Annotated in this window: 24 protein-coding genes; 18 read left to right on the top strand and 6 right to left on the bottom strand. The window is 41.2% G+C overall.

The features are described 5' to 3' along the window. Window positions 1-138: 138 nt before the first annotated feature. Complete coding sequence (locus tag ABD734_RS01835; RefSeq protein WP_344700915.1) at window positions 139-1,023, top strand: DMT family transporter; 885 nt, start codon at window positions 139-141, stop codon at window positions 1,021-1,023. On the opposite strand, the gene ABD734_RS01830 is transcribed toward ABD734_RS01835, so the two are convergent. Beyond that, a complete protein-coding gene (locus ABD734_RS01830; RefSeq protein ID WP_344700914.1) occupies window positions 1,020-1,421 on the bottom strand; it encodes a hypothetical protein in 402 nt (133 codons plus the stop codon). The two genes, ABD734_RS01835 and ABD734_RS01830, sit on opposite strands and share 4 nt — an antisense overlap. 195 nt (window positions 1,422-1,616) lie before the next feature. Here ABD734_RS01830 and ABD734_RS01825 point away from each other — a divergent pair, with 195 nt between their 5' ends. Next, entirely contained in the window at window positions 1,617-2,414 is a 798-nt protein-coding gene (locus ABD734_RS01825) for a YhfC family intramembrane metalloprotease (protein ID WP_344700913.1), read from the top strand. 104 nt (window positions 2,415-2,518) lie between these two features. Here the strand turns inward: ABD734_RS01825 and ABD734_RS01820 are convergent, their stop codons facing one another. Continuing rightward, window positions 2,519-2,935: a GlcG/HbpS family heme-binding protein gene (locus tag ABD734_RS01820; RefSeq protein ID WP_344701048.1), complete on the bottom strand. Its 417-nt coding sequence runs from the start codon at window positions 2,933-2,935 to the stop codon at window positions 2,519-2,521. 284 nt (window positions 2,936-3,219) lie between these two features. Between ABD734_RS01820 and ABD734_RS01815 the strand changes: the two genes are divergently transcribed. Together ABD734_RS01815 and ABD734_RS01810 are read left to right on the top strand one after the other, a co-directional pair. Beyond that, window positions 3,220-3,972, top strand: a complete 753-nt coding sequence (locus tag ABD734_RS01815) for a class I SAM-dependent methyltransferase (RefSeq protein ID WP_344700912.1) — start codon at window positions 3,220-3,222, stop codon at window positions 3,970-3,972. 162 nt (window positions 3,973-4,134) lie between these two features. Beyond that, window positions 4,135-5,232 (top strand): glycerol dehydrogenase, encoded by a 1,098-nt coding sequence (locus ABD734_RS01810; RefSeq protein WP_344700911.1) that lies wholly within the window; start codon window positions 4,135-4,137, stop codon window positions 5,230-5,232. 104 nt (window positions 5,233-5,336) lie between these two features. On the opposite strand, the gene ABD734_RS01805 is transcribed toward ABD734_RS01810, so the two are convergent. Then, a complete protein-coding gene (locus ABD734_RS01805) occupies window positions 5,337-6,023 on the bottom strand; it encodes a TVP38/TMEM64 family protein (protein ID WP_344700910.1) in 687 nt (228 codons plus the stop codon). A gap of 575 nt (window positions 6,024-6,598) precedes the next feature. Between ABD734_RS01805 and ABD734_RS01800 the strand changes: the two genes are divergently transcribed. The 10 genes from ABD734_RS01800 to ABD734_RS01755 all read left to right on the top strand — a co-directional run bounded on the left by ABD734_RS01800 (window position 6,599) and on the right by ABD734_RS01755 (window position 18,417). After that, entirely contained in the window at window positions 6,599-7,255 is a 657-nt protein-coding gene (locus ABD734_RS01800; protein ID WP_344700909.1) for a hypothetical protein, read from the top strand. Window positions 7,256-7,448: 193 nt separating this feature from the next. Then, the gene (locus tag ABD734_RS01795) at window positions 7,449-8,660 is read left to right on the top strand and encodes a hypothetical protein (RefSeq protein WP_344700908.1); all 1,212 of its coding nucleotides are present in this window, start codon (window positions 7,449-7,451) and stop codon (window positions 8,658-8,660) included. 993 nt (window positions 8,661-9,653) lie between these two features. Beyond that, window positions 9,654-10,847, top strand: a complete 1,194-nt coding sequence (locus ABD734_RS01790; protein WP_344700907.1) for an erythromycin esterase family protein — start codon at window positions 9,654-9,656, stop codon at window positions 10,845-10,847. A gap of 119 nt (window positions 10,848-10,966) precedes the next feature. Then, entirely contained in the window at window positions 10,967-12,451 is a 1,485-nt protein-coding gene (gene mqo, locus ABD734_RS01785; protein WP_344700906.1) for a malate dehydrogenase (quinone), read from the top strand. Window positions 12,452-12,853: 402 nt separating this feature from the next. Then, window positions 12,854-13,669 carry a ZIP family metal transporter gene (locus ABD734_RS01780; RefSeq protein ID WP_344700905.1) on the top strand — a complete coding sequence of 272 codons (816 nt, stop codon included), beginning with the start codon at window positions 12,854-12,856 and terminating at the stop codon, window positions 13,667-13,669. Window positions 13,670-14,079: 410 nt separating this feature from the next. Continuing rightward, complete coding sequence (locus ABD734_RS01775; RefSeq protein WP_344700904.1) at window positions 14,080-14,577, top strand: hypothetical protein; 498 nt, start codon at window positions 14,080-14,082, stop codon at window positions 14,575-14,577. Between the two features lie 16 nt (window positions 14,578-14,593). Beyond that, complete coding sequence (locus ABD734_RS01770) at window positions 14,594-15,481, top strand: prenyltransferase (protein WP_344700903.1); 888 nt, start codon at window positions 14,594-14,596, stop codon at window positions 15,479-15,481. A 33-nt stretch (window positions 15,482-15,514) separates the two neighbouring features. Next, window positions 15,515-15,841, top strand: a complete 327-nt coding sequence (locus ABD734_RS01765; RefSeq protein ID WP_344700902.1) for a cupin domain-containing protein — start codon at window positions 15,515-15,517, stop codon at window positions 15,839-15,841. Between the two features lie 320 nt (window positions 15,842-16,161). Beyond that, window positions 16,162-18,084, top strand: a complete 1,923-nt coding sequence (locus ABD734_RS01760) for a heavy metal translocating P-type ATPase (RefSeq protein WP_344700901.1) — start codon at window positions 16,162-16,164, stop codon at window positions 18,082-18,084. A 99-nt stretch (window positions 18,085-18,183) separates the two neighbouring features. Continuing rightward, a complete protein-coding gene (locus ABD734_RS01755; RefSeq protein WP_344700900.1) occupies window positions 18,184-18,417 on the top strand; it encodes a heavy-metal-associated domain-containing protein in 234 nt (77 codons plus the stop codon). A 258-nt stretch (window positions 18,418-18,675) separates the two neighbouring features. Here ABD734_RS01755 and ABD734_RS01750 read toward each other — a convergent pair whose 3' ends face one another. After that, window positions 18,676-19,152 (bottom strand): GNAT family N-acetyltransferase, encoded by a 477-nt coding sequence (locus ABD734_RS01750; RefSeq protein ID WP_344700899.1) that lies wholly within the window; start codon window positions 19,150-19,152, stop codon window positions 18,676-18,678. Between the two features lie 101 nt (window positions 19,153-19,253). Continuing rightward, entirely contained in the window at window positions 19,254-19,961 is a 708-nt protein-coding gene (locus ABD734_RS01745; protein ID WP_344700898.1) for an alpha/beta fold hydrolase, read from the bottom strand. A 316-nt stretch (window positions 19,962-20,277) separates the two neighbouring features. On the opposite strand from ABD734_RS01745, the gene ABD734_RS01740 reads away from it, so the two are divergent. Further along, window positions 20,278-20,994 carry a DUF5694 domain-containing protein gene (locus ABD734_RS01740; RefSeq protein WP_344700897.1) on the top strand — a complete coding sequence of 239 codons (717 nt, stop codon included), beginning with the start codon at window positions 20,278-20,280 and terminating at the stop codon, window positions 20,992-20,994. Between the two features lie 53 nt (window positions 20,995-21,047). Here ABD734_RS01740 and ABD734_RS01735 read toward each other — a convergent pair whose 3' ends face one another. Continuing rightward, window positions 21,048-21,941: a DMT family transporter gene (locus ABD734_RS01735; protein ID WP_344700896.1), complete on the bottom strand. Its 894-nt coding sequence runs from the start codon at window positions 21,939-21,941 to the stop codon at window positions 21,048-21,050. 656 nt (window positions 21,942-22,597) lie between these two features. On the opposite strand from ABD734_RS01735, the gene ABD734_RS01730 reads away from it, so the two are divergent. The 3 genes from ABD734_RS01730 (at window position 22,598) to ABD734_RS01720 (ending at window position 24,281) form a co-directional block, all read left to right on the top strand. After that, window positions 22,598-23,230, top strand: a complete 633-nt coding sequence (locus ABD734_RS01730; protein ID WP_344700895.1) for a hypothetical protein — start codon at window positions 22,598-22,600, stop codon at window positions 23,228-23,230. Then, window positions 23,221-23,790, top strand: coding sequence for an erythromycin esterase family protein (locus tag ABD734_RS01725; protein WP_344701046.1), 570 nt, complete (start codon window positions 23,221-23,223; stop codon window positions 23,788-23,790). The genes ABD734_RS01730 and ABD734_RS01725 overlap by 10 nt, the downstream gene beginning before the upstream one ends. Before the next feature lie 71 nt (window positions 23,791-23,861). Beyond that, window positions 23,862-24,281 carry an amidohydrolase family protein gene (locus tag ABD734_RS01720; RefSeq protein ID WP_344700894.1) on the top strand — a complete coding sequence of 140 codons (420 nt, stop codon included), beginning with the start codon at window positions 23,862-23,864 and terminating at the stop codon, window positions 24,279-24,281. Window positions 24,282-24,349 lie beyond the last annotated feature (68 nt).

Raw genomic sequence — 24,349 nt, 5'->3', positions numbered from 1 at the left:
GGTTCCACTCCAGATTCTATAGATAGTTAATTCTTCAATAACTAAGAAGCCACAACCGTTGAATCAAAAATATGATACTCTTTAATCGATCGAATAATCAGTCTATTAAGTCTTAAAATATGCTTCAGAAAGAGTGTAATGATGAAAAAATCTGTAGTGGCATTACTGGCCCTCTCTGTCGTGTGCATTGCATTTGCTGCAATCTTTGTGAAATTATCAGCAGCCCCTGCGAGCATCATCAGCATGTACCGAATGCTGTTTGCTGGCATTTTGCTGTCGCCGATTGTCTTCGAGTACAGGCGAGAATTATCGAGGCCCAGCATAAAAGAGTGGTGGGCGTTGATGGCGGCGGGGCTCTTCTTGGCCATGCATTTTGGATTCTGGTTTGCTTCGCTTCAGTTGACATCCGTTGCAAGCTCAACTGTCATCCTTGCCTTGCAGCCGCTTGTCGCAATGGTTGCCGCCTACCTTTTATACAAAGAGAAAGTCTCGGCAAGGATGCTAACAGCCGTCTTCACCTCATTCTTTGGTGTTGTTCTCATCAGCTGGGGTGATTTCAGCTTCACGGACTTGAGTGCCATTTTTGGGAACATGCTTTCTTTTCTCGGCGTCATGGCTGTTGTGGCGTATTTTTTGATAGGCCAGAATACAGTCCGGAATCTTACGCACTGGGTCTACAGTTTCCTTGTATTCAGTATTGCCGGCATATTTTTGTTGATCTACAATATTGTGACTGGTACTGAACTAATCAGATATGAATCCCGGGAATGGGGCTTGTTTCTTCTGCTCGCACTCCTTCCGACAATTGCCCATGTGATATTCAATTATCTGCTTAACGAGTTGAGTCCTGCGACTGTTTCCATGGCTATGCTTCTGGAACCTGTGGGGGCATCATTTCTTGCCTATTTCATACTCTCCGAAAGTTTGACGCTGCTTCAAGTGGTAGGTGGCTTAATTGTATTGACCGGTGTTTACTTCTTTCTATTCAGTCAGCATCGTGAAAGGCATGCAAGAACTCTTTAAAATTCAGTGTGCGCTTCAAATTCTGCCTTTTCCAATCTGAACTGTTCAAAACTATATTCAGCAACTAGAGCATAAAGCAGCAGTCCCAAAAAGGCGATGGCCTGATGGAAAAAGGTATCGACAAGAAGCATTATGACGGCTAATAGGACGATTAATATGACTAAGGACAGTGTGCGCCATAGGGTAGAGCGTATGATGATATACTCTTCATCGGCCACCTTGAGCGTATTGCTTCGGGACAATCCGCGGGAAACGCTCAGTTCTGCAACAGGGCGCTCTAGTTCAATTTCCTTTTCTTCTTCATGGTAGATTCTATCGATTTTTTTGTCGTCAGCCTTGATGTTCAAACCTGTACCCATTCCGATTGAATTGGTACTTCTTTTAACCGTGATCGTCATTATGATTACGCTCCGTTTCTATATATGGGCCTTTCATGTCGAGTATATCAAATAAATATTATAAAGGCCGCCATCTGCAGATGAATAGAAAAGAAAAATAGCATGCTGCTGTAAAGAAGGATAATCATTGGTGGTTGGTCAGCATTCCATTTCCTGTATGCTATTGTTATCATTAAGTAAAAAGAGGGGGACTTTATGGTTGCTACTACACAAATTATTTTTATGGTAATGGCAGGCTTAGCTTCGGTTCTGCTACCGTTTGTCTTCATCCTTATATTAAGGCGCAGATTCAAGATCCGCTGGATCCCTATATTGATCGGTGCGGCGATCTTCATCTTATTCGCTATGGTGCTTGAGCAGATCAGTCATTTTCTGGTGCTTAAGCCCGCAATGGATGGCACGATTTCGCTGCTTGAAGAATCGCCTTGGCTCTATGTGCTGTACGGTGTACTGGCTGCGGGGATATTTGAGGAGACCGGGCGTCTTACAGCTTTTCTGATGATGAAGCGCAAATACAAAAGAATGGATTCGGCAGTATCCTACGGCATCGGCCATGGCGGCATTGAAGCCATCATTGTTTTAGGACTCGGCATGCTGAATTCAGTCGTCTTCAGCATTATGATCAACAATGGCAGCAGTGCGGTCGATAACCTGCCGCCAGCCCTCATCGAATCGATTGCAGGCACATCATCCTTCACCTATATACTTTCGATTGTGGAACGAATCTTTGCGATCACTGTGCATATCGGCCTGTCCATCATTGTATTCACATCTGTGATGAAGAAAGGGAAATGGTGGCTGTTCCCGGCAGCAATCGTGCTGCATGCATTGACGAATGTGACAGCGGCCATGATGCAGGCTGGTCTTTTGGAGAATATGTGGCTCATGTATGCCGGGTTGATGATAATGACCGTGATCATCGGGTGGATAGCATATAAACTAGTGGTACAGGACGGTAGATTGGATTCAAATCAGCATGACGCATCATTCTAAAACTTATGTAAAAAGGCCACATTTATTGAAGGGAGACAGTAAAATATCGAGGTCGGTGATAGGGTCCCCGGCCTCGATACAATGTTTTTCAGAGGATCATGGAATTACAGATCCATTTTTTCGAAGGCATCTACACCAGCTCTGGATACTTTAGTATCATTTTCGACACTGCTGCCGCTTACGCCCACGGCACCGATGACCTTGCCATCTTTTTCAAGAGGGAAGCCGCCCCCGAATACTACAATCTTGCCCTGGTTGGTGGTGTTCAGACCATAGAGTTCGGCATTCGGGACCGTTGCCTCTGCGAGATTCGAAGTCGGCATCTTCAACGCTACAGAAGTCCAGGCTTTGTTCTGCGCGATATCAATACTTGCGAGCCAGGCATCATCCATGCGATGTGTCGCAATCAGATTACCTCCCTCATCCAAAACAGATATCACCATGTTAACTCCGATATCTTCTGCCTGCTTCTCAGCCGCTGCAATAATCTCTTTTGCGACTTGAAGATTTACCTTGCCCATTAAAACATCCCCTTTATCAATTTTGATGATGCGTTGATGCTTATATAAGGCGCCTTGCTTATACAAATGATTCATGGAGCTGTGAAACACCCATATTAACCATGAATATCTCCATTCTATGTTATTCTTAATATTCAGTCAAATGAATTGAAATTTACCTCATTTAATTTTGAAAATGTATCTGAGACTGATTATATATGAATATCTGCTAGTCAAAAGATGATATGATGAACAGTAAATTTACACTTGAAGTGCTGGTTAAAAAAATACAAGGAGTAGAGATTATGAAAACAAATTGGGCAGAAACCTACTATAGAAAACAATTTGAATTAATGACATCCAAGTCCGCCTACCCGCCCAGTTACTTCTTTGAAGAAGAGGTTCCAGTATTGCTCGAACAAGTAGGGAGGCCTTTTACAACGGTCTTGGAGTTGGGAGCAGGACGCGGTGATATAGCAAATATACTGGCGCGCCGCGATAGAGAAATAGTAACCGTAGAATTGGTGGAGGAAATTTGTGATTATGCGAAAAAACATGCTCATCAAAATGTTCAAGTGCTGTGTGGCGACTTCAATACAATAAAGTTACAACAAGATTTCGATCTGATTTTGTACCTTGATGGATTTGGTGTCGGCAATGACTACGATCAGTCATTTTTGCTGCAACGGATCTTCAATTGGCTGAGTGATGATGGGTACGCACTAATAGATATCTACCAGCCTCTATACTGGCAAAAAATCGCTGGACAGGAAATGTACCCGTTTGGTATAGGAAACATTATTCGAAAGTATGATTATGACGAAACCGGAAATAGAATGACCGATACTTGGTGGGAAAAAGGCAAAGAGAAAGAAGCGATCACACAATCCCTTGCTTGCTATTCACCCGAGCAGATTTATACGCTCTGCAAAAAGGCAGGATTACAGATTATAGCCTATTATCCTTCAGGAGCAATGGATTTTGAGACAGGCGCATTTCAAAAAATCGCATCGTTGGATGAGTGCCTGTCCTATCGGATCAAATTAAAGAAGAAATAAGGTGGAAAGAACTTTCCGTACAGCAATCTGAAGCTCACTTTTTATGGTCAATATCTGGTAGAAGGACTGTCCACCATATTTTGACAGACTATGGCAGAGGCATAATTTTTTGCTTAAAGGGTAAAGTCACTAATAGATGTTCAACTATTGGGAGGTTATAAAATGGCAAGAATGATATTTCAATCACCAGGCAAATATGTCCAGGGAGCGGGCGTGTTAAAGGAGCTGGGTGAGGAAACCCGTAAACTGGCCAAAAGCCCACTGATTATAGCCGATGATATGGTTTGGTCGATCACCAGCGAAACAATTATAAAAAGCTTTAAAGATACCGATATAGATTTTGACTACGAAGCCTTTAATGGCGAAGCCTCGGAAAAAGAGATTGATAGGTTGAGTGAAGCGGCTGAAAATAAGGGCTCTGATGCAGTGGTTGGGGTAGGCGGCGGTAAGACGCTGGATACTGCAAAAGCAATAGCTGACAGTCTGGAAGCGCCAGTCATAATTGTTCCGACAACAGCTTCAACTGATGCGCCGTCAAGCTCGCTTTCTGTAATTTACTCAGAATCCGGTGAATTTACAGGTTATAAGTTTTATGATAAAAACCCTGATCTGATCATCATCGATTCGCAAGTAGTCGTAAATGCTCCGATAAAACTTTTTGCTTCAGGAATGAGTGATGCCATGGCGACTCTGGTAGAAGCAAGAGCAGCCCTAAAAAGCCATGGTGAGAACATGGTAGGGGGACAACCTACCTTGGCTTCGATTGCCATTGCGGAAAAGTGTGAGGAAACATTGTTCAAATATGGTGATTCTGCGTACCGAGCTGCATCCAAAGGTTTGGTGACACCTCACGTCGAAGCGGTTATAGAAGCGAATACACTGCTTTCAGGACTTGGTTTTGAAAACGGCGGATTGGCTGCAGCCCATGCCATCCACAATGGTTTCACTTCTCTTTCAGGAGAAATCCACAATCTCTCGCACGGGGAGAAGGTAACTTATGGCACTCTTGTACAATTAGTCCTTGAGAATGCTTCAGATAAAACATTGCATAGATATATCGATTTTTACAAGAGTATAGGCATGCCTACTACCCTAAAAGAAATGCATCTGGAAAATACCAGTTTCGAAGATCTTGTTAAAGTTGGAGAGCTTGCGACAGATCCTGGAGATACGTTTTCTAACTTGAACGATAAAATCACTCCTGAAGAAATCGCTAATGCAATCCTTGCGGTGAATGAAATAAGCACATCCAATGAATAACTGAAACAATTAATCCCGATTAATGCACATGTTACAAAAATGTGCATTGATCGGGATTTTTCAACTGGCACCAAAATATAAAGCTAATCCTATTCTTCTATCGATTATGCATCCTTTCGATCAGGGGCTGTGTTCCGCCAGTATTTATAAGAAATCCAGGTCGACACCAACACCGCAACCCAAGCAATGACCAATACTGTGCCGTGGAAAATTGATGGGTTTGATGCAAATGCTCCCAACGCAACTAGAGAAATTTGACCGGGTATGGAAGCAACAAAGGTGGCGGACACGAATGCATATTGTTTCACACCTAAAGCACCAGCTCCATAATTTATTGGCCAGTAGGGCAATGCAGGCATTAACCTTACAGTGCACATTGCCCAGAATCCTGCATTGCTTAGGTAATTTTGTACGATGGTACTGTGGCGGCCTAAAAGACGGAAAACGATGCGCTGGCCTAAAGCACGAGCTAACCAGTAACCGATCCAGGAACCGAGCATCACGCCGGAGAAGGAAAGTAGTGTTCCTTCTATCAAGCCATACAGGGACCCTGCCACCAGGGCTGGCACCGTTACGGGAATAGGTGTGATGGCTATTGCGGAAGTGATTCCGAGAAACACTAGCCAGCCGGCCCAACCATAGTCAAGTATGGTTTCACGCAACGCTTCTGGTGAGGGCAGTTCCATATTGAAGCTCACCCAAAGCAGTGATGCACCCAATACAACTAGAACAATCAGAGATCCTACTGAACGGAGGGAAAATAAACTAGTATTTTCATTTTCTGCAGTCATGATTTTCCTCCTGTCATTTCGACGTTGAATCGTAATTTTTTTCTATCGGAAGTACGGTGGGTACTTCCGGGTTCTTCGATAATACTTGTAAACTTCATTTTAATTTCTCCTTGATTCTATTTCGTGTATCCTCTGACGGTTACTTTATTTAAAGTCCCGACTATAGCATTAAAATTGCCTGGTTGGTCTCCTGAATAAACGGATGTTCACTGAAATAACAGCAATACAGTACACTTTCCGTTAAACGTACATTATACATTAACTCGCCTCGTCGTTGTTATCTATTGTGATTATACGAAAAATTATATTTAGTTATTTCTCTAAAGAGAGGAACTTGATATTCGAAATGGATGAACATTTCTGGCTGGGCGTATCAAGATGCAAAATGCCATAATCCTTGATCCTCCCTTCTTTATAATTTTCCTATCGCATCATTAATGACTGAAAATACATACAATTGAATTAATTATAAATGTAAGTTATCCTTAAATTGGAAATAATCATAATCAATGAAAGGAAGTTGTTGGATTAAGAGATCAGTTTTTCTCAGTTCGACATTAGTAGCGGGGACATTGATGTTTACAGGATTAAGCGGTACAGCACAAGCAGAAGAGGAAGCCGGTGCCAAAACGGTCTGGGGGGAAGTACTGCCTGCTGAAACCGATCCGGATGGAGATGGCTGGGCGAACACGGATTTTGATCCGACTTGGATGTCCCAGGAATCTCAGGACAAAATTAATGAGTTGGCCTATAAGAAGGACTTTGGAGAATTGTCTCAAGTAGAATTTAATGAAGCTGTGGCAGCACTTTTCCAAAAAGAACAGCAAATGCAGGCCGAACAATCCAATATGGATGGTCAGGAACAAGACATGGATTCAAGTCAAAATATGGACGGCATGCAGGAGGACCTTGCCAATCTCGCCATGTATTCACCGCAGACACTGAATGAAGCGCCATTGCAGGAAACCCCTTATCATCATAATTTCAACTATGATGGTTACGAATTTGATTTCTCTTACGACGGCATGTATTGGGAGTGGGTATATGGCACGAACAAGAATTTCACAGCGTATGAATTAATTGATCTGGCACATAATAACCCCGAGCAATTGAATGAAACCCCAGTGCTCAATGGCACTTATGATTTTCATTTAACTGATCAGATGGGTGAATATGTATATCATTTCTCTTCAGACGGATCAGAATGGACTTGGTCATACGAGAGAAAATAGTGTGAGTTTTTAGGTGTAAGACAGAAAATGCTGCAGGTTATACAACCTGCAGCATTTTTATGGTCATCGAGATAGAATGGGCCTGACTGCTTTACTCTCCAAAAAAATTAAGAGACTGAGGCTGATATATTACGGGTAGAAAGATAATAAGTGGTTGAAAAAATCGAATGAATTCAATATAAGGAGCGTTTTGATGCGATTAGTTTTATTTTCAATTTTATCGTTACTCATACTTTCAAGCTGCCAATCAGACGCAGCATCCGATGATGAGGCTGATAGTACAAAAACCGGTACAGAAGAGGCGTCAGTGCAGGATTCTGGGGACAATGCCGATACCAACGCTTCAGAGAACGAAAAAAACAATGAAGAGCCGGATGCTGGTGCTTCGTCAGAAGAACCAACTGAAGAAAGCAAGAATAATAGAAATGAGTCAACAACAGAAAGTTCCGACGGCCAAACAGATGAGAGTAATAATAAGCAGAATGCAACTGCATTCGACATCCACTCCAACTCAGTGCAGCAGACATTATTTGATCCGGACGGTGTAAAGACGGAAAACCTGACATTTTCACAAGATGTCATTACTGAAGGGATGTCCCGTGCAGAAGTAGAGGCACGATACGGGTCTTATGATCTGATTTACCCAGGGCATGGTGGACCTGTAGTCATATATGGCAATCTGGGCGTCAATTATTCAGACCCCGGTCCATTTATAAATGAAGATGAACAGACAGAAGAAACGGCGAATCCAGAAGAGAATACTGTAACCAATGTAATGTATTATGCCGGATTGCCGTATGAAAAAGTGGTCGATGCATTAGGCACACCGGATGTCGATGTGTATGAAACAGAAGGCGGACCTGTGAGCGGCCAGCAATTGATGAAATATGAAATAGAAGACAAGGAAGATTCCACAGTCATCGGTACTTTTTGGCTGCATGATAATGAAGCCGGCGAGAAGATCGTTGATATAATGACGATGGATGATGTGCCTGATGATGTTGAACAGGTTGCCGACCCAGACTCCGAAGAGACAGGCGAATTGAGTGAGGAAGAGAAAAGAATCACTCATTTTATAGAAGGGTATATTGAAGAGTTGATGGCCTACTACAATGGTAATGCAGAAGACATTATGACCTTCACTCGCGAAAACTCCCCTAATTTTGAAAAAATCTCTGCCAATAAAGATTCAGGAAATTATCGGAACCATGAAACTTACGGTATAAATGTTAAAGATGTTACTCAATCGGATGGGAATACCTATGAAGTAACGACCACCAGAAAATATTCACATGCAACCTCCAACGGAAAACGATTAACAGAAGTAGAATATAGTATCGTTGAAACACCACAAGGATTTATGATTTTCGATTACCAAGAAGTCAATAATGAACCTGTTGATTAAATATATTTATATTTTACCAAAGTAAATAATTAAGCAGTCGCGAAAAAGGCCAATTTTACCGCGACTGCTTTTATGTTTTTCATTCGTCAAAATAAGCTAGACAGTTCATTGCCTCTTATGAAAACCAATATTCTTCTAAACATATCCAATAATTCAATGATTTACTAAGTATGTTGATGGCTTCTGGGAACTTACAAATCAAGCTATTTATTCTTACCTTTGATCAGCCGTCATACCTGATATGATATAAATAAATAAAAAGAAGATGCCGAATGCGATTGCTAAAAAGAGAGATACGACTGGAATAATATTGCTTTCTGTTTTTTTTAGAAGACTCCATACAGAGAAAATGAAGGATAACACTAATAATATAATAATTATTGATATTTCTATAGTTGTATTTAATCCAATAAGGGTTCCCCTTAACATAATAACCATAAAGAGAATGATGGAAAGGAGTATACTATATAATGAGGCTTCACCCATCCAAGACAACCTTTTCATATAGATTCTATATCTCCCTTCAATATCAGTATTCCAAATTTCTTCACTTTAATCACACTGATTTTAAAACTAATGTACATAGTCATCAAAAATTATATTACAACAATATTTTCTCTTTCAAAACATTATTAAGACAAACCTTCAAATTCAATAAAAGCCAAATAAAATAGTATATGAATGGTTATCAAACGTTCCTGTATTAAGTGTTTTTTGCAGATTATGATCAACATTGAATTATATTTTTCGTAATTTCCTATCTACGCTGAAACTTTATATGCAATTAAATAAAATGTTTAAATGTTTAAAATATTTGTTACACTTACATTATACCAAATAATTACATATATCGAAATCGCCATGACTTTATAATATGATTTCAATATCGATAACTGGTAAAGCTGGCAACTTCATCTCAGTCCATAGGTGACGTACTTATTCTCGTAAATATACTGATTTTAAAGATCATAATTATAGAGGAGCGATCATCAAATGAGTTTTAAAGACTATATATTAATAGGCCTCTCTTTTTTACTTACGGTCCTGTTATCCGGATGTGAAGGAGAATCTGAACCCCCTAAAGAGTACTATAAGTTAGACGACGACATTGAAGCGATCGGAGATATACTCGGAGAACAGGATATTGTCATCCTCGGTGAAAGTACGCATTGGTCATCAGAAATCGCGAAACAAAAAACTGATCTTATCGATTACTTGGCTGAAGAGCATGGTTTCAATAAGTTATTTTTGGAAACAGGCGACTCAGAATTTAATTACTATCAAGAGAGTGGTTTGTCAGTGATAGATGGAGTAGTGACTCAGTACCAACACGAGTCATTTGAAAAGTACTTGGATGGGACAGTTGATAATGTCGAAGTACTGCCTATGGATTGGTCCCCCTATATTGCAGGCTATAGTGCCAGTTCTGTTTCCCTCTTGGAAGAAAATATTGTGGAGGAAATTTCTGAACATGACCTAGATCTTGCCGAAGAATTTAAGCGGTCGGAATTCGCCTTACGATATTGGTTTTCTAAAGGGGTATTCCAAGGAGAAAAAGTAGGGCGTTTGGAGCAGCCTACCAATGTATATGAGAATATTAAAACCCAAACCTTCTTTAGTGAATTAACTTCAGCGGCACAAAATTATATCATATCAAGACAGGAAAACATTGAAAAGTACTACTCAAATATTACCTTTAAGAATGGGATGGCAGAGTATAACGATTATCGTGAAATTGGAATGTCTGAGAAAGTGTTGGAGCAAATGGACCGTAATGACAAAGCAATTGTTTGGGTTGCGAATCTGCATTCGAATTATGATGTGACCTCTATAGAGTATCTCAGTGAAACGTTTGTAGAGCAAAATGAAGATGAGCGCGTGGAATCTTTTGGTGCGTTGTTACGAGAAAGTAAGTATAGTGTATATAATGTAGGATTATTTTATAATGCATCCGACGATTATGAATTCTATCCTACGGATTATGTTACACCGAGAAAAGAGAAGGATAGTATATTAGAGGGGTATATCGGTAACCGCCTTCAGGAAGATGTTTTCATCGATTTTGCTACGAGCGATTTTATCGAAAAAAATCAATATACAGCTTATTGGGTCGGATATCACGATTATAAAATGATACCCCAGGAACAGTTTGATGGATTGATATACATGGATCATATAAAGAAATAGAGGATGGATATAAAATGGAATATTCATCAATATACTTATATCCAAAATAGGGTGCATTATGAATCAGTAAAATTACAGTGTTAAAAGGCGACATTTTTAATAAGAAAGGCGGTCATTAAGTGGATAATTCAAAATCAAAGAGTGTCATCCTGATCGGCGCAGGTGTATTGAGCGGCACATTCGGTTCATTTTTAAAGAATATAGAACCGGACTGGGATATCAAAGTTTTCGAAAAGTTGGATCAGCCGGCGATGGAGAGTTCGAATGAAAAAAATAATGCTGGAACAGGTCACGCAGCATTGTGTGAACTGAACTATACAGTCGAACAGGAAGATGGCTCGATAGATATCGAGAAGGCAAAAGAGATAAATGAACAATTTGAAGTCTCTAAGCAATTTTGGGCACATCTAGTTAAAAATAATGAAATACAAAATCCACGGGAGTTTATACATCCATTGCCTCATATAAGTTTTGTCCAAGGCACGGATAATATGAAATTTTTAAGAAAACGGTATGAAGCATTGTCTCCGCTGCCGATGTTCGAAGGTATGGAGTATTCAGAGGATTTCAATGTATTGAAGAAATGGATGCCTCTGATGATGGAAGGACGTCCATCCGATCAGCCTGTCGCGGCAAGTAAAATTAATTCGGGCACCGATGTCAATTTTGGTGAACTGACCAGAAAATTAATGAAAAACATCAGTGAACATGACAATGCACAAGTTCATTATAATCATGAGGTGCTTGATTTCGAGAGAAGAAGAGACGGCAAGTGGGGCGTCAAAGTGCGTAACCTTGAGAATGATACAGTCGATTATCACGTGGCGGATCATATCTTTATCGGGGCCGGTGGCAATGCAATACCGCTGCTCCAGAAAACAAAAATTCCTGAGAGCAGAAATCTTGGTGGATTCCCTATAAGCGGCGCATTTCTAGTCTGCAGCAATCCTGAGGCAGTCAAAAAGCATAACGCCAAAGTTTATGGGAAAGAGCCACCGAACACGCCGCCTATGACTGTTCCGCATCTGGATAGGCGCTATATCCAGGGGGAGGAAAGCTTGTTGTTCGGTCCTTTTGCGGCGATTGGACCCAAATTCCTTAAAAACGGCTCCAATTCAGATCTCTTCAAATCCATCAACCCGAGTAATGTAGTGACGATGCTTTCGGCAGGCATCAAGAATATGCCTCTGGTCAAATATTCCATTGAGCAGGTCATGATGGATAAGGAGGACCGGATGAAAGAATTGAGGAAATTCGTTCCCGATGCAAAAGATGAAGATTGGGATCTGCTAGTAGCCGGCAAGCGTGTACAAGTGATCAAAGATACTGAAGAATACGGGAGAGGCTTTATTCAATTCGGGACTGAAGTCGTGCATTCCAAAGATAATTCGGTCATTGCTCTGCTGGGTGAATCACCGGGCGCTTCTATATCTGTATCTGTCGTGTTGGAAGTCCTGGAGAAAAATTTCCCACAGCATAAAAGGAAATGGGCGTCCAAAATAAAGGAAATGATTCCTTCATATGGACACTCTTTGATAGAAGACAGTGAATTGTTGAAGGAAATCAGAGAATCAAGCTCCCGAGAACTTGGCCTGGAACAGTAATATACTTTCGCGAGACATTTATAAGCCTATTAAAATATGTATTCTGAAGGCCAACGTATGACTTACGCCATACGTTGGCCTTTTTCGTATATATGGATTTAAAATATCCGGTCAAGAGGACAATGACAAAATTATTTACAATTTATTTCTTGTATTGCATAATAATTTAGAGTAACCTAAAAATCATATTCATGCTCATGAAATGAGTATAATACGATTGTCAACAAATCGGATGGGGATTCTTTATCCTCTGTTGATGGTTAAGATCTGTCGGGCAATCGTAATTTACTAAAGGGATGTTACCCTATTGGATGAGTTTAAGGCGTAACGAATAATGGTTATAGGAGAGATAGGAGATTAACTAGATATTTTAAATATTTATACAAGGAGGATTCATGCAGCATGTTTGATTATTTTCTGGGATTGAACCCAATTTTACAAGCAACTATTGCCACACTCTTTACATGGGGCATGACCGCCCTTGGTGCAGCACTTGTTTTTGCAACGAAAGGTTTTAACCAGCGATTCATGGACAGTATGCTCGGGTTTGCCGGAGGGGTCATGATTGCTGCGAGTTTCTGGTCTTTACTGGCACCGGCGTTGGAAAAGGCTGAAGGCGGTGCTTTACCGGTTTGGGCGCCAGTCGCAATCGGCTTTTTAGCTGGTGGTGGTTTCCTCTGGCTGGCCGATAAGCTTCTCCCACACCTTCATCCGGGATTGGCCATGGAGTCGGCAGAAGGTATTAATCCCGATCGAAAAAGACGCAGCACGCTTCTTGTCCTAGCCATAACATTGCATAATATTCCAGAGGGACTGGCTGTCGGGGTTGCATTCGGAGCTGTTGCCGCTGACTTGCCATCTGCCTCACTCGGAGGCGCCATAGCGCTGGCAATTGGTATCGGTATTCAAAACTTCCCTGAAGGTTTGGCCGTATCGATGCCGCTCCGGCGTGAAGGGATGTCCAGAAGGAAAAGTTTCGCCTACGGACAAGCATCCGGCATCGTTGAACCCATCGCCGGGATTACGGGGGCGCTTGCAGTCATCGTCATGCAGCCTCTGCTGCCCTATGCATTGGCTTTTGCTGCAGGCGCGATGATTTTCGTTGTCGCTGAAGAAGTCATCCCTGGCTCCCAGGAAAATGGAAATACTGATCTTGCCTCCATGAGCCTTATGATCGGGTTCACCATTATGATGATTCTCGATGTTGCACTAGGATAGACAACATTCGACTACATCAGATTAATGAGAATGTTAGTAAGTAGCCCCGTCATTTAACAAATGACGGGGCTTTTGTATTTAAGGAAAGGTTAAAATCTTCTGAATGACCTGCAGTTGAGCGGGCCCATAAATAGGTATTACTGAACATTTCATCATCTTCTCCAAATAACGAAAATCATGTACACAATTTTTTTGAAATTTAGTGCCTGTCATCAATCTATAAAGAAACATGTTTCCTCTGATGAGTCCTAGAAGCCATTTAAATATAGAAGCAGACAGAGAGATGAAAATTCTTATGGGTTTTCGTCTCTTTTCTATTTATTCGAGCGCTTGTAAACAATAAAAATTGACCGTGGTCAAGGAATTTATTCTGTAATCGACTCATAATGGAATAGAGGAGATGAAAGCCGATGAATTGGACTATCTACCAGACGCTGCTCTGGATCCATATATTTTTGGCTATAAATTGGGTAGGGGGGCTCCTTTTCGTCGGATGGGGTGTTTTTCCTTTGTTAAAAATTTTCCCCCTGCAGGATGCAAGAAGGACAATAAAGGCCATAATGAAACATAGTCATTATCTTTTCACGATGATTGGCGCTGGAGTCATCCTGACGGGGATTCTGCTCGGAACATGGCTCGGGCCTGTGAAAAGTTTCGGTATGATATGGCAGACCCATTACGGTATTGTGTGGTTTTCAGCTCTCATCATAGGCGTACTGACTTTGATTTGGGGTACTTTTATCGGTTATCCATACGCTATGCGCGTACTTTCTGAAGGTACCATTTGGGAGGCTGCGTCCACGGGAGACTACACTCCGCTGATACGTTCATTGGCAGGCCTTGTTTTCGTGGAAAGTGTCGAGGGAGCGGGCTTCATTGTTCTGCTCACGCTTATGCTCATGCTTTAGAAAGGGGATATGTATTATGGCTCATCTATTGGGATACAGGAATATGGCTTCCGACTTCAGTTACCATTCCACCTGGTTCCGCATCATCCGTCCGGTTACTTTGACGGCATCAATCATGCCGGTGACTGCCGGGACGCTGATTGGCTCACATCTTACAGGACTCAATTTTTCGCATTTCATAGTAGTACTTATCACCAGTGTACTGATACAGGCAGCAGTTAATATGCTGAATGATTATTTCGATTTCATGAAAGGCCAGGAGGAAGGAAAATGGTATGCCCACAGTCAATACACCTCGTTTTTGACACCGCATTACAGGCAGGTGCCGTATGTTTCGGCTGTGCTCGTTTTCATCGTTTCGATCCTCACACTGTGGCTTGCTGCCAATAGCAGTTTCTGGATCATTCCACTTGGCATCACCGGGCTCGTGTTAGGCTATTGCTACTCATCGGGCCGACGTTCACTCTCAAGTCTCGGACTTGGTGAAGTTGCAGCCGCCATCTCCCTGGGGCCGCTTCCCGTCATCATTGCGATGCTTGTACAAGGTGCCGGGATGGATTGGATGATGCTGATATATCCGCTCCCATTCGCATTACTGATGGCAACGATGGTATTGACCAACAATATCCGCGATATAGAGAAGGATTGGTCGACACGGAGGACCATTGCCATCAGAATCGGCAGGGAAAGAGCCATAATCTTGTTGGCTGTCCTCCTGATTCTGACTTATATCAGCAGTCTTCTGGTCTATTCATCAATGTGGGTACTCCTGTCACTCCCCGCAGCAGTTGCGCTCATACACCGCTTCTATAAATCGGAAGGCCATAATCCCATGGAACTCGCTGCCTTGCACCATGTAGCACACAGCGCAGTAATCATATCAGCCATTATACTTATGTTTTGACGAAAAGCTACGCATTCAAAGGAGATGAAGGGAATGGAGAAAAAATATATTGGATCTGCACTGAAATTCAATGAAGAACGGTTCACAAAGATAAATGTATTCAAGACAATCGACTGTACGGTATTCGTCCTGAATTTTTTGTCTGGCCAAAAGATGCCCGAGCATAAGCATCCAGGATGTGAACTATATCTGAATGTTTTGAAGGGCGAGGGGAGGTTTACTGTTGACGGAGAAGAAATTTCTGTAACGAAAGATGATGTCATCCATATTGGAGGGGATGAAATGATAGGCTTCCTGAATGACAGTGAAGCTCAAGTCTCCATTTATGTGACGATGAACAGAATTAGTCAACATCAGTAATGACCCGTTGGAAAAGGGAAGTCTGTGCCATTTTAAGGTACAGGGTTCCTTTTTGATTGTGTAGATGCACCTTATTCTTCATCATCCCCTGCCAGACCCAGTTGCTTTTCCCCATCTATTCTCCACAAGTACTTTCATGAATCATCTGAAACAACCTTAACCGATATCTTTTACATGATTCCTCATATTCTTACAGGATATTCAAAAAGAGTGCCGAAAATTGATCTGCGTTAAGTTAATTAGACATAGAGTGTCCTATATTGAAGATAGAAGGAATTAATCAAGTCTGCATACATAATTCAAACTCTGGAGGGAGTAACATGCAAAGGTATATTTTAGGTAAAAAGAATATGATTACAGTAATAAGCGGTTTTCTGATCATCTTAGGTTTCTTTGGACATTTTGCCTTGGACAATGCCACTCTGTTTAATGGGGCCCTCATCATCGCATCCATTCTCGGAATCGCCCCGATTGCCATTCAAGCCTATCAGGCGCTCAAAGTGAAAGTCGTCAGCATTGACGTGCTGGTGACCATTGCGGTAGTTGGGGCGGTCCTGATCCAAAACTATGAAGAGTCCGCCATCGTAACCTTCCTATTCCTATTCGGCGCCTATTTAGAACAGCGTTCTTTGAATAAGACGCGTTCTGCCATCAAGGAATTGACTGAAATAGCACCAGAGCGAGCATTAAAACAGGCAGCAGACGGGGAGTTCGAAGAAGTGGATATATTCGATGTCGATGAAGGTGACATCCTATTGGTCCGGACTGGATCGAGCATCCCTGTAGATGGCACCGTGCTGACCGGTGAAGGATACATCAATGAAGCGAGTATCACTGGAGAGTCGGTCCCGGTCACTAAAGGGGAGGGGTTGGATGTATTCGCAGGCACCATCCTAGAAAATGGGACGATTCAAATTCAAGCGGATCGTGTCGGGGAAGACACCACTTTTGGCCGCATCATCGAATTGGTCGAGGATGCGCAGGATTCCAAGTCAGAAGCAGAACGGTTTATCGATCGGTTTTCCAAATACTATACTCCAGCAGTGTTAATTATTGCGGTTGTAATCTGGCTCTTTACACAAAATATAGAAATGGCCATCACCGCTCTTGTTTTAGGATGTCCCGGCGCGTTAGTCATCGGCGTCCCGGTCTCCAATGTATCCGGAATCGGAAACGGTGCCCGCAACGGCGTACTTTTAAAGGGCAGTGAAGTCATCAATGATTTCAGCAGGGTAGACACAATTGTTTTCGATAAGACAGGTACCCTCACGGTAGGCAATCCTGAAGTGTCAGAGAAAGCGTTTTATGGCACAGAAGCCGAGAAAGATACGATTTTGAGCTACTTGGCCAGTGTCGAAAGGGAATCAGATCATCCATTGGCAAAAGCTGTGTTGGCAGATATCGGAAAAACGGAAGCATCTCCAGTAACCGGCACTGAAGTCGTAAAGGGCGAAGGTATTGTTGCCATGGTCAATGGGCACCGCGTGGCTGTCGGAAACGCTGCGTTGATGGAGAGAGAAGATGCTATATTGAGTCCACAAGCCAAGAAGGATATCACCCGTTTCGAAAAGAATGGGAACTCGCTGGTCCTGACTGCCATCGATGGTGAATTGAAAGTGCTCATAGGCATTCGAGATCAGGTCAGACCCGGCGTAAAACAAGAACTACAAAAACTGAAACGGCTCGGTGCAAAGAACTTGGTCGTCCTCTCAGGCGACAACCAGGGCACAGTGGACCTAGTAGCGGGCGAACTGGGTTTGACCGAAGCACACGGCAATATGCTGCCGGAAGATAAATCTGCCTATATAAAAGAGATGCAGAACGCCGGTCAGATTGTGGCATTTGTCGGAGACGGCATTAATGACAGCCCATCCTTGGCGCTTGCGGACATCGGCATTGCGATGGGCAGCGGGACAGACGTTGCGATTGAGACTTCGGACGTCGTCTTGATGAAATCAGATTTCAGCCATCTGGCCCATGCAATGGGGCTGACGCAGTCAATTGCGAGCAACATGAAGCAAAACATCGTCATTGCCGTCGGTGTTGTCCTCGTATTGTTTGCCGGGCTGCTGTTCAGTGACTGGATGAGCATGTCCATCGGAATGTTAGTACATGAACTCAGCGTTTTTGCAGTCATCTTGAATGGTGTCAGACTCCTCAGCTATCGTCTGAAGACACCATCTCCTCAATCGACAAGAAACGCAGAGGAGAAGCGATCTTCGCAATTAGATGCTCAACAATAGGAATGAAACTTGATATGGATCAATTTATTAATGAAGCAACCGGGTTATACTAAAGATAGAAATAAAGGAACACTTCAAATTTAAAAGGAGAGATTGGTTATGCAAAAAGCAGTTATTAATCTAGAAACGCTCACTTGTCCATCATGTATCCAGAAAATAGAAAATGCACTCAAAGGATTGAGCGGCGTTGAAAAGGACAGTGTCGAAGTCATGTTCAACTCAAGCAGAGTAAAGGCAGAGTTTAATTCCGAAGTGACGACAATTGAAGCAATTGAAAAAGCTATTGAAGATTTAGGCTATCCAGTTATTCGCTCGAGAGTTAAAGCAGCATAGGGGAGCGGAGAATACAGAAGGTATGAGATATTACCGACCTGCACCTCTGTCAGGCAGCAGATCGGTAAACTCAATTTGAGAGTGACTTGTATCATAAATTAAAATGAGCCAGCCGTCTTTTTAAAAAGATAGGCTGGTTTTTCGTGTTGTATGTGCAGAACATAGTTTAAGATAAATACGATTTATCTTTTTAAATAATTTCAAAAATAGAATGGTTTTAAGAGTTACTCTAATTTAAATAGATGAGAGCCTATAGATTCATTTGAATTTTTCAAGACGATAAAGACCTTCTTCATCCACTTCACCTAAACCATTTTTAAAATCATATCCCATATTTAAATAAAAGTTCAAAGCAGTTATGGAAGCAGGTATTTCAATACGATTTGCTCTTATGAAATATTCATCAGCTTCCAGGGTCTCCATAATTCTCTTCCCAACTCCTTTGCCTTGATAGTCAGGAGAAACAAAGATTGTAAACAAACTGCTTTCATTCTCACTTCCCCAATACGCACCTATAGAACCGACTCCAACAATCTTTTCTGTATTTTCATCTACAAAGACGTAACAGTTTGTGAATTGAGCTCTTTCAATAAAGAAGTTTTCATCCATTTGTCTTACTTGATCTTCAATATATTTTTGGGAGTAGTCTTTAATATTTGTTTGCTTTAACGTTTGCCTCACCAATTCTGAAATCTCCTTAGCATCTTCATTAACAAAACGCCTACATTGAATCATATGAATATCGCCTCTAATTTATTTTGATATCATTTAACAATAATCCAATCCCACTTTAAGATATAGCGGTTGAATATATCGAAACACTCTAAAATGAATTACTAGTCTTCATTATTTAATGCAAATCCATTAAGGAAAATTTCCAGAATCTCATTATAAATTTCTGGTCTATCCAAGTGTACTGTGTGACCAGCAAAAGGGATGACTGCGGTATGTATCTTGGGGTTCATTTCTGGATATTTGATAGCACCTATTGTTTCATTGACATTTTGTTCCCCGATAATAAAAAGGGTGGGGCAATGTATCATAGATAAATCTGAAGTGGTGTTGAAAGGATACCAATCGGGATCTTGTGTAATCTTTAGCAGTGCTTGCCAGTTACCCTTATGAATTGTGTCAAAATAGTTGAAAGTATCAGGATTTTTCAACACCTGTTCTATTTGCTCCGTTTCATTTTGATTTATTTTTTCCCAATCAGAAGGTTTTTCTGGCATGATGCCCGATAAAGTTAAACTGCTTACCATGTTGGAGTATTGTTTGGCAAATACGAGACCGACAAGCGCCCCTAATGAACATCCTACAATATGCGCTGAACGAAGATCCAATGCATCAAGCGTCTCTGCCAGATCACAGGCAGAGCGGTTAAAATAATCGGAAAAATCATCGGATATTGACTTTCCATGCCCCCGCAAATCGGGAAGTATCACTTGGTAATTTTGATTGAAGTACTCTCTTTGGAGGTCGAGTTCAGCCTTTCCGGTCTGCAATCCGGTATGTAGAAAAATAATAGGCTCTCCGGTACCTGTCACTTCTGTATTTAAGATTATAAGGATTCACACTCCCATATTAATATCTAAAAATTAAGATTTATCTGTTATACTCATACTATACCAAATAATTACAAATACAGGAATGATTAATCAGCGATAGGGGGCACATGGTAATTAAGCAAATGAACTAAGGAGGTTAGGAAAAAACTAGAATTATGAAACGCTTTGAGGGAATGGATTCTATTCTGAAGGGATGAAAGCCATTCATCAAGAGTAGGTGGGGTATCTTTCAACGGTTACAGAATGCATGTGTTACTGAGAGATACTTAAATTTAATATATATTGGAGTGTTTATATGAAACCACAAGTCCTTTTGGTCGGCACCTATCACTTTACTTCAAACCTCGATATGGTGGCCCACATCGACACATTTAATGAGGGAGAAGACCAGCATCAATTACAAGAACTGATAGATCTACTCGCTGACTTTAAACCGACCGCTTTAGCAGTAGAAATTACAAAAGATAAGCAAAAATTGTTGGACGATGAGTACCAAGCATATTTAAGTGATAAGTCCATACTCGAATCAAATGAAGTTCATCAAGTGATGTATCGGCTGGGTAAGCATCTGGATATGGATAGACTTAATGCAGTAGATTGGATGGATTCAGTCGGCAATAGAGGTATGGGAGATGTGATGGAGTGGGCGAAACTTCATCAACCCAATGTATATGATGAAGTCTATGGTATGTTCATGAAGAATAGCCAAGTTGAAAATAACAATACAATCATTGAGAACCTTAAAATCATCAACACAATAGAAAATACATGTGATAATCATCGTGCCTACATGAGGTTAGCCCAGATCGGTGAGGGGACAGATTATATAGGAATCGATTGGTTGCGATGGTGGTATCAACGGAATTTGATTATATATAAGAATATAATGGAACTTATTCAAGCCAAGCACGATAGAGTACTACTATACATCGGGGCAGCACACTTACATCTTCTAAAACAGTTTTTAACAGAATCCAGGCAGGTGGATGTGGTGGGATTTAATGAGGTCTAAGCATTTGAACGTTGATGTTAAAGCGACTTTCAGCTACTTTTATAAATTTTAATCTAATCGTAAGTATACATAATATTTCGCTCATATTGTTTGACGCTGAGCACTGTAATCGTCACCAGTATGATCCCCATACCAAATAATTGGATGAATCCAAGTTCGGCCCCCAGAATGAAGACACCAAACAGCGAAGCCGTCACCGGTTCCACCATGGCGACCATGGAAGCATTCGTCGGCGTCGTCTGACGGACGCCGATTACATAGATGATAAATGACAGACCGGCACCCACCACACCAAGCAACAGAAACCACCATATGTCATCAGAGGTCAATACATTCAAAGTCTCAGTTATATCTATGAACCCCAAAAGAATGAGGCAGAATGCTAAAAAGGCGACGGTCAATACTGTCTGTGGACCTCCGATGGCTGAGGCGTTTTTGAAGCCGAAGATGAATAGGGCATATGACAATCCGGCAATCAGTCCCGCCACCACACCGAATATGCCAGTTGAAATGGAAGCCGGGTCATAAGCACCGGTAAGCAGGACAATGCCGACGACAACGGAGAAGACGCAAATCCACTTGAACCACGTTGACTGTTCCATACCGAAGAGGAATGAAATAAACAGGACGAATATCGGTGCCGTGTACATCAAAGTTGCCGCCACAGCGACGCTCGAATCTTGGATGGTCAGGAAGTAGAAGGTGAAGTTTCCCGCTACCCCGATACCTCCGAGCACCGACCAGAGATGAAAACCCAACGAGGTGATCCAGTTTTGCCGGAAGCGGGTTATGAACCATACAAAGAAGAATATGAACCCGACAACCCCTCGATAAAAAGAGATGATCAGGGGGTCCCACCCTTTTTCCATGAGTATATCCGCAATGCCACCGCTGATCCCCCAAAATACGGCAGCCAACATGACAAGCGCAATGCCGGTGTATTTCATGGTTACGTCCTCCCCAGATTCAGCCTGATATAGAGCAGCCTGATAGAGCAATCTATACATACACTTTCAGATACATAAAAAAATTTCTCGGATCATCTGTTTCCGGAGCTTTATCCTCAGTTATTCCCAAAGGAAGCTTCCATCACACGTGTTCTTTAAATTTTACAATCGATTTAATAAGAAACTTTTCTGTAAGTTTAAAATTTATAGCCGTTCAGAAAAAAAGGCGATATCCTTAATGACTATGCTTTAAAATGTTATCTCCCAGATAACAATAAGAATAAGATGTGGCAGGCTGATTATTTTTAGCATAAAGTACTATAAATTCATTTTTAGAAGAGGAAGCTAGTCATGAAGAAAGCTATACTGATTGCTGTACTTATGGTTTCCGTTTTTCTTACTGTGTGTAGTTCCGAAGGGGACTCCAAAGAGGATTGAAAAAAGCGGTGAAGCGGAAACCATTATAATAAGTAATTTATGAATTTTCTCAATATCAAAAATTAATATTTAACTATTTAAAACATTTGGTATTCTTATCTTTTACCAAATAATTACATATACCGAAATCAACCAAGACTTAATAGTCGAACGCAGTGCCTGGTTGGTGTGGCATTCTTGTAAAGTGGCTGTACATAAGAGAAGGAGTAATCATTAAAATGAAACTTAGACAATGTAGATTAATCACTATTTCACTTTTACTGCTCATTCTGCTATCTGGGTGTCGCGGAGCAACTGAGCCTACTAAAGATTACTATGACTTGGAGTCGGACATTGAGTCGATTGGTGATATCCTCGGAAAACAGGATATTGTCATACTGGGAGAGAGTACGCATTGGTCAACTGAAATCGCGAAGCAAAAAACTGATCTCATCGATTACTTGGCTAAAGAGCACGGGTTCAACAAGTTATTTCTGGAGACAAACGACTCAAAGTTTAATTATTACCAAGAAAAAGGGTTGCCAATGACAGACGGGGTGGCTGCCCAATATCAACATGAAATATTTAATAAATACTTGGATGGCAGCAATAAAAGCATTCAAGTGTTGCCGATGGATTGGGCGTCTGGATATGCAGGTAAACGTGCCAGTTCCGTCTCAATTTTAGAAGAGAACATCGTTGATGAAATTTCTGAATACAATCTTGGGCTTGCAGAAGAATTTAAGCGCTCGGAGTTCGCCTTACGGGACTGGTTTTCTAAAGGGTTATTAAAAGGAAAAAAAGTAGGGTATTTCAAGCGCTCTACCAATGTATATGAAGCTATCAGAAGCCAGGTTTTTTTATTAAATTAACTCCGGAAACACAAAACTATATCATTTCAAGACAGAGAAATATTGATAAGTACTATTCAAAGATTAGTTTTGAAGATGGAGTCGCTATATACTACGACTATCGAGAGATTGGGATGGCAGAGAAGGTATTAGAACAAATGACTAAAGACGATAAAGCCATTGTATGGGTAGCGAATGGGCATTCTAATTATGATGTGACGTCCATAGAATATACTAATGAATTATTCGTCGAGCAAAAGAGAAGCGAGCGTGTAGAGTCTCTCGGAGCGTTGCTTCGAGAGAGTGACTACAGTGTGTATAATGTAGGTTTATTCCACAATGAGGCAGACAGTTATGCACTCGTTTCTGAGGACTATGTCACACCAAGAAAAGAGAAAGATGAGGCATTAGAAGGTTATATCGGGAACCGGGTTCAAAGCGACGTCTTTATTGATTTTGCCAGCAGTGACTTTATCGAAGAAAATCAATATACAGTTTTTTGGGAAGGGTTTTTTGACTCCAAAATGGTACCTCAAGAGCAATTTGATGGACTGATTTATATCGATCATATAAATAAATAAGATAATTGAGCATGTATAAACATCAAACACATTCATTGAAACTAATAATAAATAGGGAATTGATTCAACTTATGAAACTAAATAATGTAACATTTTTGAATAGCGATATGAAATTTGAAACAGGTGAGTTTTTAATAAAAGATAATAAAATAGTTTTTGATTTAAATGTTGAAGATGAAGAGGATACAATAGATTGCAAAGATTATTTCGTAATCCCGGGACTTATAAATGCTCATTTTCACAGCTACTCACCTTTAGCTAAAGGATTGATGCAGGAAATGGCGCTTCAAGATTGGGGCAATACATCAGAGCAAGGGAAAATACAACAACTACTATTCGATTACTTAGAAAATGAGATTTCAGAAAAAGAGTTTGGGTACATTGCTCAAAAGAGCTATATTGATATGGTCAAAAATGGAGTGACCTTTATAAGTTGTCAAGGGCAACTTAAAATTGTAGGTTTTCGGCAATCTAAAAATGTAGGTTTTTGACAATGTAATTTGTGGAGGAAAGCCTAAGTGTGTTTCATCCGGTATGACTTACCTTTAATTTTATAAAT

The sequence above is a fragment of the Salinicoccus jeotgali genome (assembly GCF_039538805.1).
GTDB classification, from domain to species: domain Bacteria; phylum Bacillota; class Bacilli; order Staphylococcales; family Salinicoccaceae; genus Salinicoccus; species Salinicoccus jeotgali.
The sequence above is the reverse complement of the archived record's forward strand: the minus strand, read 5'-3'. Positions and strand labels throughout refer to the sequence as shown.

Coding starts and splice junctions, on each gene's coding strand:
- ABD734_RS01835 (WP_344700915.1), top strand. CDS start 139: ATGATGAAAAAATCTGTAGTGGCATTACTGGCCCTCTCTGTCGTGTGC.
- ABD734_RS01830 (WP_344700914.1), bottom strand. CDS start 1,421: ATGACGATCACGGTTAAAAGAAGTACCAATTCAATCGGAATGGGTACA.
- ABD734_RS01825 (WP_344700913.1), top strand. CDS start 1,617: ATGGTTGCTACTACACAAATTATTTTTATGGTAATGGCAGGCTTAGCT.
- ABD734_RS01820 (WP_344701048.1), bottom strand. CDS start 2,935: ATGGGCAAGGTAAATCTTCAAGTCGCAAAAGAGATTATTGCAGCGGCT.
- ABD734_RS01815 (WP_344700912.1), top strand. CDS start 3,220: ATGAAAACAAATTGGGCAGAAACCTACTATAGAAAACAATTTGAATTA.
- ABD734_RS01810 (WP_344700911.1), top strand. CDS start 4,135: ATGGCAAGAATGATATTTCAATCACCAGGCAAATATGTCCAGGGAGCG.
- ABD734_RS01805 (WP_344700910.1), bottom strand. CDS start 6,023: ATGACTGCAGAAAATGAAAATACTAGTTTATTTTCCCTCCGTTCAGTA.
- ABD734_RS01800 (WP_344700909.1), top strand. CDS start 6,599: ATGTTTACAGGATTAAGCGGTACAGCACAAGCAGAAGAGGAAGCCGGT.
- ABD734_RS01795 (WP_344700908.1), top strand. CDS start 7,449: ATGCGATTAGTTTTATTTTCAATTTTATCGTTACTCATACTTTCAAGC.
- ABD734_RS01790 (WP_344700907.1), top strand. CDS start 9,654: ATGAGTTTTAAAGACTATATATTAATAGGCCTCTCTTTTTTACTTACG.
- ABD734_RS01780 (WP_344700905.1), top strand. CDS start 12,854: ATGTTTGATTATTTTCTGGGATTGAACCCAATTTTACAAGCAACTATT.
- ABD734_RS01775 (WP_344700904.1), top strand. CDS start 14,080: ATGAATTGGACTATCTACCAGACGCTGCTCTGGATCCATATATTTTTG.
- ABD734_RS01770 (WP_344700903.1), top strand. CDS start 14,594: ATGGCTCATCTATTGGGATACAGGAATATGGCTTCCGACTTCAGTTAC.
- ABD734_RS01765 (WP_344700902.1), top strand. CDS start 15,515: ATGGAGAAAAAATATATTGGATCTGCACTGAAATTCAATGAAGAACGG.
- ABD734_RS01760 (WP_344700901.1), top strand. CDS start 16,162: ATGCAAAGGTATATTTTAGGTAAAAAGAATATGATTACAGTAATAAGC.
- ABD734_RS01755 (WP_344700900.1), top strand. CDS start 18,184: ATGCAAAAAGCAGTTATTAATCTAGAAACGCTCACTTGTCCATCATGT.
- ABD734_RS01750 (WP_344700899.1), bottom strand. CDS start 19,152: ATGATTCAATGTAGGCGTTTTGTTAATGAAGATGCTAAGGAGATTTCA.
- ABD734_RS01740 (WP_344700897.1), top strand. CDS start 20,278: ATGAAACCACAAGTCCTTTTGGTCGGCACCTATCACTTTACTTCAAAC.
- ABD734_RS01735 (WP_344700896.1), bottom strand. CDS start 21,941: ATGAAATACACCGGCATTGCGCTTGTCATGTTGGCTGCCGTATTTTGG.
- ABD734_RS01730 (WP_344700895.1), top strand. CDS start 22,598: ATGAAACTTAGACAATGTAGATTAATCACTATTTCACTTTTACTGCTC.
- ABD734_RS01720 (WP_344700894.1), top strand. CDS start 23,862: ATGAAACTAAATAATGTAACATTTTTGAATAGCGATATGAAATTTGAA.